The sequence below is a fragment of the Methylocystis sp. B8 genome, from assembly GCF_005771425.1.
GTDB lineage: Bacteria > Pseudomonadota > Alphaproteobacteria > Rhizobiales > Beijerinckiaceae > Methylocystis.
This window is the reverse complement of the sequence record NZ_VBTZ01000002.1, coordinates 270,156-281,863: the sequence shown is the minus strand read 5'-3', so window position 1 is coordinate 281,863 and position 11,708 is coordinate 270,156. Positions and strand designations below refer to the sequence as shown.

General features: G+C 56.6%; 6 protein-coding genes. 1 reads left to right on the top strand and 5 read right to left on the bottom strand.

Annotated elements, in window-relative coordinates; translation table 11 throughout:
• Window positions 1-157: 157 nt before the first annotated feature.
• From recA to FEV16_RS06175, 4 genes are all read right to left on the bottom strand, one after another.
• Window positions 158-1,222 carry a recombinase RecA gene (gene recA / locus FEV16_RS06190; protein ID WP_138166765.1) on the bottom strand — a complete coding sequence of 355 codons (1,065 nt, stop codon included), beginning with the start codon at window positions 1,220-1,222 and terminating at the stop codon, window positions 158-160.
• A gap of 447 nt (window positions 1,223-1,669) precedes the next feature.
• The gene (locus FEV16_RS06185; RefSeq protein WP_138166764.1) at window positions 1,670-2,785 is read right to left on the bottom strand and encodes an RES domain-containing protein; all 1,116 of its coding nucleotides are present in this window, start codon (window positions 2,783-2,785) and stop codon (window positions 1,670-1,672) included.
• A gap of 93 nt (window positions 2,786-2,878) precedes the next feature.
• A complete protein-coding gene (locus tag FEV16_RS06180; RefSeq protein ID WP_138166763.1) occupies window positions 2,879-4,708 on the bottom strand; it encodes an ATP-binding protein in 1,830 nt (609 codons plus the stop codon).
• Window positions 4,705-6,021, bottom strand: a complete 1,317-nt coding sequence (locus FEV16_RS06175; protein ID WP_138166762.1) for an SIR2 family anti-phage-associated protein — start codon at window positions 6,019-6,021, stop codon at window positions 4,705-4,707. Before FEV16_RS06175 ends, FEV16_RS06180 begins: the two co-directional genes overlap by 4 nt.
• 449 nt (window positions 6,022-6,470) lie before the next feature.
• Here FEV16_RS06175 and FEV16_RS06170 point away from each other — a divergent pair, with 449 nt between their 5' ends.
• Complete coding sequence (locus FEV16_RS06170) at window positions 6,471-6,725, top strand: hypothetical protein (protein ID WP_138166761.1); 255 nt, start codon at window positions 6,471-6,473, stop codon at window positions 6,723-6,725.
• Between the two features lie 1,740 nt (window positions 6,726-8,465).
• Here the strand turns inward: FEV16_RS06170 and FEV16_RS06160 are convergent.
• Window positions 8,466-11,708 carry a hypothetical protein gene (locus tag FEV16_RS06160; RefSeq protein WP_138166759.1) on the bottom strand — a complete coding sequence of 1,081 codons (3,243 nt, stop codon included), beginning with the start codon at window positions 11,706-11,708 and terminating at the stop codon, window positions 8,466-8,468.

Sequence of the window (11,708 nt, the reverse complement as noted above, 5' to 3'; positions counted from 1 at the left end):
GAAGGCTGCGGCAGGCGGCGCTTCGTCCTGGGCGATATGACAGTTTCAGGGATAAACGGCAATGGCGGGAGGCGCGCCCGAATGGCGCCTTCCCGCCTTCTGTCGCCAAGCGCGCTAAGGTTTATGGTCAGCGTCCCCGTGGGCAACTGGGCAGAGATTATTCCTCGTCATCCTGCGCCGCCTCGAGAATGCGCTCGGCGATCAGTCCGGCGTTTTCGCGGATCGCCTGCTCGATGCGCTGAGCCGCCTCTGGATGCTGCTTCAAATATGTCTTGGCGTTCTCGCGGCCCTGGCCGAGCCTCTGGCTGTCATAGGAGAACCAGGCGCCGGACTTCTCGACGACGCCGGCCTTGACGCCAAGATCGATCAATTCGCCCATCTTTGAGACGCCCTCGCCATACATGATGTCGAATTCGACCTGTTTGAACGGCGGCGCGACCTTGTTCTTGACCACTTTGACGCGGGTCTGGTTGCCGATCGTCTCGTCGCGCTCCTTGATCGCGCCGATGCGGCGGATGTCGAGCCGCACCGAGGCGTAGAATTTCAGCGCATTGCCGCCGGTCGTCGTCTCGGGCGAACCGTACATCACGCCAATCTTCATGCGGATCTGATTGATGAAGATGACGAGCGTGTTGGAGCGCGCGATCGAGGCGGTGAGCTTGCGCAGCGCCTGGCTCATCAGCCGCGCCTGCAGGCCCGGCTGCACCTCGCCCATTTCGCCTTCGATCTCGGCGCGCGGCGTCAGCGCCGCGACCGAATCGACGACGAGCACGTCGACGGCGCCGGAGCGCACCAGCGTGTCGGTGATTTCGAGCGCCTGCTCGCCGGTGTCGGGCTGAGAGATCAGCAATTCATCGAGATTGACGCCGAGCTTGCGGGCGTAGACCGGATCGAGCGCATGTTCGGCGTCGACGAAGGCGCAGACGCCGCCGGCTTTCTGCGCCTCGGCGATGACATGCAGCGTCAGGGTGGTCTTGCCGGACGATTCCGGCCCGTAGATTTCAACCACCCGGCCGCGCGGCAGGCCGCCGACGCCAAGGGCGATGTCGAGCCCGAGCGAGCCTGTGGAGATCGTCTCGATCTCGACGGCTTTCTGGTTCTTGCCGAGCCGCATGATCGAGCCCTTGCCAAACGCGCGCTCGATCTGGGAAAGCGCGGCGTCGAGCGCCTTGGTCTTGTCCACGGAAGTCCCTTCCACGAGGCGGAGGTTGGCTTGGCTCACGGCTGAAAATTCCTTCTGACATGGTTAGCTAGGCGCAGGCAACGGCGGCTGCGAGGGGCGCAGGGCCAAGCGCGCCAAGGCGAGAAGGGGGGACGGCGCGCTTGACCCTGAACTCCAGTGTGCACGATTTGTTCTTTTTGCCAAGTTCTTTTTTTGTTCGTCGGGGGGATATAGCTATCACTGACATCAGCCACACTTTAGGCACCCCCCGTCGTTTTCGATCGTCAGTTTGAGTCAGCCTCTCGGCACACGCTTGTCCGGCGAAACAAATTACATTTTGGGGGATGCAATAAGAGGCGTAGCTTTTTGATGGGCGGGTTTGCAGCGGAGTAGGCGCGTCTGCTTTTCACCGGTCTGCGAACGAACTGCCGACAGCAGGGAATGTCGGAGAAGCGCCAGACGGGACTGGACCAATTTCGCCCCTAGGATTCTATACGACCCTAAATACTATTCCGGATAAATTGGTTGTTCCGTGGTCGCGTCCACCGCCGTCCAATGCGCAGGCTGACCATCTTCGCCTACGGTGTAATCCCCGTCGTCGTCCTGACCAGCAACACCCAAAAACCTTGCTGCCTGCTGCGGTTTCAGCGTCCAAGCTCGAATGCGGCCGAGCCACTTCAATCTTCCCGCGTCGTCAAATTCATGTGCGGCATCTAGATAATCGATATCTATAGTCCTTTCAGTCCGGCCTTTGATCCGAACGTGGACGGCCTTGCGAAATTCAAGGTGATTATCGACAAACCAAGGAAGCAAGGCAATATTGTCACCATTGGCCCACATGCGAACTGACGGATAGAGGATGCCGGCGAACTGCACGTTTTGATCGGTAATGTAGCCCAAGTGCATTTCACCGATAGCCACGGTAAGTTTGTAGCGAAAGGATTCGTCACAAGTGACACTGTGCATGAAGTGTTCGCTGAACGCTTCCTTGATCTCACGATTCTCGTCCTTGGATAGGGCGACATTCACAACGTCTTGCGGCAATGTCGGCAAACTCACCGACGTTCCTGTGTCTTCCGGAGCTTTTGGCGGCCTCCATGTGGGAACAGGACGCTTTGCGCCGAGCCTCTTAAAGGCGAATTCCGTATAACCAATGTTGTTGACGAACATTTGCTCGGTCGTCTTCCAAAAGGTTAAGATCAGCTCGTCACCCGTCTTTAAGTTAGGAAGCTCGAAGAAAACGGATTCCTTGTGCATTGACGCATAAAAAACAGAGTCTCCCGCGCGGTTCAGCCGGCCGAGTTTCGCTAAGTGCTTGGGCGGGTATATAAGGTCCTTATGCGTGACACCGGCGGATTTGCTAAATTTGGAATCCAACATTCGCGCCCGATAAAGAAACGCGCCCGCATTGAATTTAGGCGACTTAATTTCGTACCCGATCATCAAGGGTCGCAATCTTTGTTTGATCTCATCAATCTCGAGGACGCGAAGATCGGCAACGATTTGATCAAACATTGATGGGTCAAATGGCATTGTCGCGCCTCGATCGGTATCGATGATGATCGTGAGAAGGTGCGCTGCATTCCTAGCGCGATATCTCGCATCATCGACAGGGTATTTCATTCAAGATTTCGCCCTTAAGAATTGCCGCTTCGTGTCAGATTTTGCACTGGAGTGGCGGCGAGGGGCTAATTTACTCCAACCAACGCCTTTGAATCACTCCGAAATGGCTTCGACTGCTCCTTCGAATCTCCGATCCACGGTGCCGGCTGGTCCCTTCGCGCCGTATCCCCACTTTGTGACGAACAGCGGATCAGACGATTTCGGAACAGGGTTCGCTGGCACTACGTTGACGCGGGTGGCGATCGGCATGGCCGCACCGAAGATGACCGCTTCCCCGCGAGCGAGGCCACTGATCTGGCGAGCGACGTTCGAGGCGACGCTCTCGGCCGCGGCAGATACCGCCCGCTGATCACTGTCATTACTAAGCCTGAACACCGCCCAGGTTCCGCATTGCGCCAAGACGGTCGGGGAAACCTCCGAAGGGCGCTGAGTGCTAATCATCATGGATACGCCGAACTTCCGCCCCTCCTTCGCTAGTCTTTCATACGCAAGCGCGTGTTGGCCTATCTCGGCGTCGCCAGGCAGCTGGCGTAGGTAATGGTGCGCCTCTTCGAGCGCTAACAGCGTCGGGTGGGTGGCTCCTGGTCCACGTCGGAAGAGAACGGCAGCATAGAGCTCCAACAGTGAGCCGAGCACGAAGGGCATCAAGTCTTGTGCTAGACGACTGAGGTCGATGACGTGCACGTGCCAATCGTTCGGTCCATGCGCTACAGGGCCGAATATCCTTTCGGTCAGCTCCAGCGACTCGCGTTTCATGGAGAGACTACCGCCCAAGGGCTCACCGCCGTTGACGTCGACCACGGAGCAGAAGTTTGCATCCTCAATCAACCCTCTGATTCGGTTCACCAGCGAGTGGATATGGCCGTAGCTGAAGGCGTTACGGCGGTAAGTAGTATTCCCACCCCGAGTTTCCGAGACGATCGAGTACCAGTCCGCAGCCAAGCACGCCAATCCTCGCATATGGGGCCAGCGGTCGGCCAACCTTGCCTGCTTGGTCCTGATCAGCTCCATCTGCCGATAGGCGATCTCGGCATCTCCCTGACGACAGTCGTCGAAGAAGACATTGTCGGAATGGCCAGCAACACGTGCCCCTCCCGCATCCGCTTCGATAAACCTCATGTGCTCAACCGCGAAGCGTAGCGATGGCATCTGAGTTTTCTCGCTTGGAAGAAGAAGGCGCGAAAGACCATGTCGACCGAGGGCATAGTACGGAATTTTTAGCGATTCCAACCCAGCCCTCTGTTCGTCGGCTGACGCGGGTCCAAGACGCGTCCACTTCAGACGCACGCCAGGAATGCTGAAGGCGGGGGCGTACTCGCCATTGACATCGAACACAACAATTCGCGCGTGCGGTGCCTTGACTAGTCGCTGAAGGATTGCCGCTAGGAAGTGGGTCTTACCTTGCCCTGTCGCTCCGAGGATAGCGAAATGCCGGGTTAGCAGGTCATTGACATTGGCCTGCACCGCGACGAGGGGATTGCGTGCGTCACTCCCAAGCTGAACGCGCTCGTTGGCAGGGCCCTGATCGCCGATGGTCGCGAGCATCTCCTCGTCCGAAAGCGGGAATACTGCGGCTCCTAGGACTGGAAGGTGCCAGTCTTGCGCTGTAAACGTGAGATTCGCGCGGTCGCGCCTAAGAAAGCCAATCACGCATCCGCGCAGTTGCCTCAGAGGTTCCGCAATCCGCCCCGTGACCGACGCGTCCGTCAGAATCGACTTCGGCTCTGCAAACGCGATGGACAAAATGCGCAACACGATAATGTCGGGACCACCTTGCACCCCCACTAAGTCGCCAGGTTGCCCTACGGTGGAAACGCCGTCCGGATGTCCCGCGATGTGCCCGCGGGCATTTTCACGCAGATTGACGAGCAGATTGGACCCGTCGATCTCCACCACATAGCCGATGGGTTGCCGACGAATCATGCCTCCGCCCCATCCTCGAGGGGAGCCTCGCTGGCCTGTGTTATCGTGCCCGTGGGTACAGCCACCGTTTGGTTAGCGGGGCCTCGGAGGAGACGTTCAAGATCCCGCGCGCGTTGAGCCGCGTCGTCAAGTAATGCCGGCTCTGGAAGATCTTTAGTCATCTGGCTAAAAAAGGCGCGAGCACCGAAGCCGCAAACAGTCACCTGCGGTAGTTGGCGCTTAATTAGTCGCGCCAACATCAAATTGGGTGTTAGCGTCTTCTGGGGCCTCGGAATTGTCGGAAACATTTCGAAGCGATCAAGCTCCGGAAGATAGATCACGATCTGAAGGGTCGGATTTTGAAGCGCCGAAAGGATAACCCGATTGATATGATCGTCGTTGAATGCGTACCCGCTAATGATCAGGCAGGTGTTTGGGCGCGACATGAATTCGGTAAGCCGGCGGACTATCTCGCCGTAAATGAATCCCGCCGTCTGCACGAACTTGGCTGCCCCAGGGAAGATCAACAGGCCGGGGCAGGTAACTCCGGCTTCTGCGTTGATGAACTTCTTAAAGTCCGCCCATTGTGCTCGAGAAGGGAGTTCAACAACAGAGCCGTCCTCCGACTCGATCCATGAAAGGGACCCATGCGCCTTGCCCAGGTAGACATTGTAGGTGCCGAAGCGCGCTTCACCACGCGCCTGCGTGTTACGTAGACCCAGGTCGAATGACGCAGGCGAAAATGCCCGCGAATGCAGGCCGGTGAAGCCATTTACCAGATGGAGGCCCAAGGCCTCTGCCGCCCATTCGATCGCAAGGTCATAATTGACCGTGTAAACCCACGGAGCCGCTTGGCCGGGCTGTCTGTTCGATACGAGCCGGGATAGTAGGCGCACATGATCCCCGATGGCCTCGTTGTCCGGGGCCGTGTCCGGGCGCTCCCAAAGGTCTGGCTGGAGTAGAGCTGCCTTCACGATGACACGCCGCAGGTTGGATCGATGTATGTCGAGGTCGGCTATGCCGTCGCGCTCGGCCCGGCTCCATTCGATCGACGCCAGATCGAGCGCATCCATTACCTGTTCAAGGTTTACAACCGCCTCTGCGCAGGCTTGGTTTTTTTTTATGAATTTGTGTTCTACCAGCCAAGCTATGGTTTCGGGGTAGACGTTGAGAAAATCGGCCCAAACTTCGGCGAGGGTCTTTCCACCGGCCGAGACGGAGGCTCCTGCACCAAGAAAAGCCCCTACGTTCTCCAGCCTAACCGTCAGCGCCAAGTGAGCCTTAAATTCTTCTTCGCTAAGCTCACGGCTACCTCGAACCGCAAAGAAATTCATCTAGCGACCAAATTCTTCATAAAGGTCAGCCCTCCAAGGGAGAAGTCAATCTACTATATTCCTCGCCTTACGCTAGCCGGCGTCGATCTGGTCTCCGGATATCCAGTGGAGTCGATTTGTTTAGTGTCTTTGCCTCAGCGTACGCGCTGGCTACTCGGTTTCGCACCTCTCAACGCGCAACTAGTCTACGTCCGGAACGGGTCATGAGCAGCCGTCGCTTCGATGGCTGCTTCGCGCCAGAAGCGGACGCCAAAGCGCCCTTGCCGAAGGCGGCGTGACCCGAATGGCACGAAGCGCTTCAAGGTCGCGAGCTTGAGGGACGAACCACAAGGAGAATGTGGCCGTACCGAGCCAAAACGCCGCGTTCGTCGTGTCGTCATCGGCTCTTGACATGTCGACCGGTCAATAGCAGCATCCTGAACGTTAACTCCAGCTCAGGAGTGAAAATCATGGCAAAAAAGATTGAATTTGGTGACTTGGCAATCGACGACATCCGCCAGATAAACAACTCGCTTCTTCAAGACTTAGTATCGGTGGCGCGCGCCTCTGACGTGGGCTTTGCTGACCTAAAAGCCAGCGATCATATTCAAGGTGGATGGAGTCGTGGGGGAGACCATATCCAAGGGGGGTGGAGTCGAGGGGCCCTTCAGAGAGAGCTTCCGACCATGGTTGACGTTCCCGGGTTGGAAACAAAACAAAAATAAGCAGCACTGACCCTCGATAATTCATGCACCGATCTGTGCCGCTTTGCCAAAGTGACACAGATCGGAACTGTTTTGCGACAACGTGCTTTTTTGATTTTGAACGGGCTGTCAGCGACCAAAGTATTGAACTAGGAGGACCGAGCATGGCTATTACGCATGCCATCGTTAAGGTCACGCAAGGGTGTAATATCGCTTGCAAATATTGCTATGTTGACCATTACGGCTTCGGGTCTAAGAAGCTGATCTTAATGGATATTGATGTGCTTGAATCTCTTTTCTCGAGAATATCTGAATATGTTCAATCACAAGAACTGTCACGATTCACGTTTTATTGGCATGGCGGGGAGCCTCTGTTACAACCACCCAGCTTCTACGAAAGCGTATATGAATTTCAACAGAAGTACCTGCCAAGCACGAAGGTTACGCATCTACTCCAAACGAACGGAGTCAGACTCACTCGACATTACGCCCGACTACTCAAGGACTTAGGGATAGTAACTTCTATTAGCCTGGATGGCCCACCAGAGGTCAACGACGCACTGAGAGTCGACCATGCCGGTCATCCGACGTCAGCTAAGGTAATCCAGGGTATCGAAGCGCTACGGTCAGAGGGACACCCGCTGCAGATACTCTGCGTTCTCGGACCAGCCGCTATGCGTCGCGGAGCTGAAATTTACCGCTATTTTCGTTCCATGGACACTGTGTGGATGGATTTCCTGCTACCCCATGCAAGCTTGCAGCATACCACAATTGATCTCGCTAGTATGCCCTCGCAGAGGGAGTTTGCCCAGTTCTTTATCGACGTTTACGACGAATGGATGGACGAGGCGAACAGCGAAATTTGTGTCCGTCGCCTACGTGATTACACCCAACTGTTGCTCGGTGCAGCACCCGACACGTGCATTTTTAGTGACGACTGTTCGTACATAATTACCGTTCTGCCAGATGGATCAATCTACCCTTGTGATGACCTGCTATCAACATTTCCGGAGCCGCTGGGAACTCTGCAGACGCATCGGCTCGAAACCATTAAGGTTCATCCTACTCTCTGCAAAGTTTGCAAGAATAGCACTTTAATGTTCGCGAAAGAGTGCCTCGAATGTGACTATTTCGATGTGTGCAGGTCTGGATGTACAAATTTCAGGTCTGACAAGAATAAGTCGTTTGCCAACAAGTATTTCTATTGCGAAATGAGTACGCTTATCATTGATCACATACGAAGTGACCTTTTGCGAAGGCTTTCTGAGTCAGGTATCAGGCCACTCCCATCATCTTAGCTGGATTCGCGCCAAGCTTCGACGTTGGCTGGTTGCAACTTAGAACGGTCCGCTATCTGGATCTTGAATGTCCGACTCGACGGAACTGCGCGGCCGGGCCTTGCTGGTGGGGAAGGTGTCAGGGTTCGCGGATCGCTCGTTTTCCTTCGCAGAAAAGCAGAGGCGTGCACTGCGATTTGCCCTAGGGTCGACGGTGAGCAGCATCTGCGATCTTAACGGCGATTGATGCTGATCACTCACGCAACGCGCATCGTTGTTCGGGTTCGCCTACAACTCGAAGGTCTCCAGCGCGATCTCGCCATGTGGCGCGTAGTTTGGGCGCAGGTCCGCTCAGGGTCAAATCCGGTCTTACGGCAATCGTTTCCAATATCCGTTTTGCGAGACAATGCCCCCGTGGCGGCCAGCTCGGACCCGATAGCCGGTCCGGATCCTACTACGCCGCGTCCATGCGCGGATGTTCCAACTAAATCTTAAATTCCTTGAGCCTCTCAACCATCTCCACAGTCATCGGCTTTTTCCCGCTCATCACCCGCCCAAGATACGGCCCGCTGACGCTAAGCAATTTCGCCGATTTATTCCGCCCGCCCACCTGGTCACAAATCTCTCTCAGTTTTTCAAGCCATCGCTCATTTTCTGAAGCAACCGACTCTACCTCTTGCCGCAACTCCTCCGCGGCGCGCACAAGTCGCTGAAGGGAGTCATCCGAGATGCCCTTGCGGCCGCGCAAGGATGCGAGCGTATGGTGTGAAACGTTCGCCCTGCCGATCAGGTCCCGATCGCTGATCTCGAATTGCTTGAGCGTCTCCAAGACGAATGCCGCTAGCTTCCTCTGGCCGCTCGACTCCATTGGATGCTCAATTGGCCCCGCGTCTTCACCGATGAGTTCATTCTCTTCGAGATTGTCGGACTCCTTGCCGATCGGCTGCAGGGACAAGGCGTGGACATGACGGCGGCGCAACGGTCCGCGCTGATCATATTCGCCACCCCAGAATTTTGATTCCTGATGAAGGTGGTAGCGGACGAGGCTGCGGCCATGGGATTTGAGCCAGGACGACGGGATTGGCTCATTGCGCTCGCGATCGAAGGCGTGATTCTTGGCGTCGATTGCATGTTTGAAAAAGGGCGCGGCGGGGCGCGGCTCACGTCTTTGCCAAAGGTCGTCAGAAAGCGCTTCTGGCTCGTCTTTCGCCATTTCTATTCGCGACTTCGACTGAAGCGACAGCAAGAAGCCAAAGGGAAAGACCTTTTCGCCGTCCTTGTGACGGTCGTTGTAGCCGTCGAACCAGCGTAAAAGCTCCGGCGTTGTGGCCGCATACGGACTCGCCGCCAGGACCTCGAAACCGGCCATATCCATGAATCGGGTCTGGTCCGGTGCGTCGCTATCCGCGGCGCGGATGATCTCTTTCCAGATGTCTTCCTGCCAGAGCGGCACCCCAATGCGCTTGATGCGCAAGCGGCGCTCCTTGGCGGGTTCGTCATAGGGCGCAAGCAGATGACCAAGGCCATGCCCAGACGCTTTGCGGATGACCGGTGCTCCGTCGTGTCGGTTGAACAGGACATAACGCTTAGCCGAAATCGCCAGGCAGAAGGGCGGATCGAGGGCTTCGAGGTCGCCGTTTCTTCCCTTGGGGAAGTTCACCTTCTCGAGCTGCAGGATCGATTTATCCTCGCCATAGGGGTTCAAATCCCTGAACCAATCATGGACCTTTAGTGCCTTCGCTTTGAACTCTTCGAGCGGGAGATTTGCGGCGTTGGCGATGGCGATGCTGTCGGTATCGCAAAAAGCCCAATCCAGTCCTTGTTCGATGACCTGTTTTTCGGCGAGCGCCAACATCAGCCGGGCGGCTCCGGTGATCAGCGCCCCGAGCAGTGGGTGAAAATATCGACCCGGCTTTTCGAATTTCTTCGATTTGAATTTGAATGCCTGCGACTTTGCGCCATAGGCAATCATAGGTTTGGCTGTGCGATAATCCTCCACGTTCAACTCGGCGAAGATCCCATAGCTCGTCGCATTGGCGAGAATCTTGACGCCTTGCTGGTCGCTCTCGAGGGGCGGCTTCTCAGCCTCGCTGGCTACGGCGTCAGCTTTGGCCTTGAGAGCGTTGCGATGAATGATCAGGCGTCGATAAAAGTCGTCTTTCGTAGGGTCGATCGTTTCGCCCGCGACAGTGATGGGCTCAAGGCCGTCCTGTTTTTCCATCGGCTCGAAGCGGACGGCACTGAGAATTTTCGGCGTTCGGCCAGTCAATATTTTGGAGACGAGCACGTCCGCCAATGTGAACCATATGGGTTCCTTGCTCGACAGATAGTTGAGGCCGATCGTCGCTGGAGGCGCGACGCCGTCGACAAGCGAATCATATTTGGCGCGGACGGGAAAGACATCGTCCTTGGGTTCAACCTGCACGAGCGCAGCGAGAGACGACCAGGCGTCCTTTTGCTGAAGATTTTCGATCAGCTCCGACGCGGGTCGATCAACAAACTCGCGGGCCGCCTGCGTGTCGTCGAGATGTTTGACCCCCTTTGCGCAAACGAAATCCCACAGCCCCGTTAGCGTGCAGACGGTGGGATACATTGACAGAAAGTCGCAATGAATGACGGGGACGATCTGGCGACGAATATGAACCTCGGCGCGCCCACCGTAATAGCCACTGAGAATTTGCCCGATGAGCTGCGGCGGGAACTCCGGCTGCAGCTTGCGCCAGGGCGTCACCCCCATTGTCTTTAAATAGGCCTTGCCAAGGCTGGCCTCGCTATAGAGGTCATATGCGCCAGTTTCATTCAGTTCAAAGCTTTCGAACCGCTCCGTTAGCTTCTCGAAACATTCCCAGGTGGTTTGCACGTCATTGAGACCATAGCGGATATATTCTTTCGTCAATGGGCCGCCATGCTCCTCCGATTCGACCTTGCGCGTCTCTATGCTCAGCAGTTCGGATAGGGAGGCAAGTGAATGGGAGCCGCTGAGCAGCGCCCCCGCGAGCGTCTTCACGTCAACGAAATACCCACGATCGGGATCCGCCTTTTCCTCGCTCTCGTGCGGCGCGTCGGGATCGATGTCATCCTCTTCGGTTTCGTCGTCTTTCCTCAAGCCGGTGAAGCGAATCATCGCCGCCCGCTGTGAGAGGTGCTTCACGGCAATCGCAGGCCGTCCTGGTGTTTCGCAGAGGGTGAGGCTGAAGCCGCCGCGCATGCTTCGCCGGGCGGAAGCGTATCGGATCGCCAGGCGGGAGAGATCGAAAGGCAAATTGAAGCCGACAATCTGCGCGCCGACGAGATAGCCTGATTTGTAGAAAACCTCCTCGACAAATTCAGCGCGGGTCAACAGGCGAATGCGCTCGGCGTCGGGACCGGGCTCCTCCTTCGCAATGAATTCCTGCAAGAGCGCCGTTTCGGCTGCCGTAAGCGACTTGGGCTCGTAAAACGCCCCGCGTTCCCCGAGCTGACCCTTGTAACGCAGCTGGTAGGCACCGAACCGCAAGCGCTGATCTGGAGTGGTGCGGGTCTCACAGTCGAAGATGAGAGCCCAATCGCTCGGCGGCGTTCGCGGCGCGTCGGGATCGAAGACCGCGTCCCGCCGCTCCTTGGCTTTTGCTTTTGGGGATTTCTTGGCTTTTTCGGGCGCGCGTTCGATATAGGCGCGCAACTGGATGAGAAGATGATCGACCGGAACCGATGCTTCCTCAGAATTCCGGTCGATGATTTTGGGCAT

What these genes read in the sequence shown, in the direction of transcription:
- FEV16_RS06185 (WP_138166764.1), bottom strand. Translation starts at nt 2,785, where the DNA reads ATGAAATACCCTGTCGATGATGCGAGATATCGCGCTAGGAATGCAGCG.
- FEV16_RS06180 (WP_138166763.1), bottom strand. Translation starts at nt 4,708, where the DNA reads ATGATTCGTCGGCAACCCATCGGCTATGTGGTGGAGATCGACGGGTCC.
- FEV16_RS06175 (WP_138166762.1), bottom strand. Translation starts at nt 6,021, where the DNA reads ATGAATTTCTTTGCGGTTCGAGGTAGCCGTGAGCTTAGCGAAGAAGAA.
- FEV16_RS06170 (WP_138166761.1), top strand. Translation starts at nt 6,471, where the DNA reads ATGGCAAAAAAGATTGAATTTGGTGACTTGGCAATCGACGACATCCGC.
- FEV16_RS06160 (WP_138166759.1), bottom strand. Translation starts at nt 11,708, where the DNA reads ATGCCCAAAATCATCGACCGGAATTCTGAGGAAGCATCGGTTCCGGTC.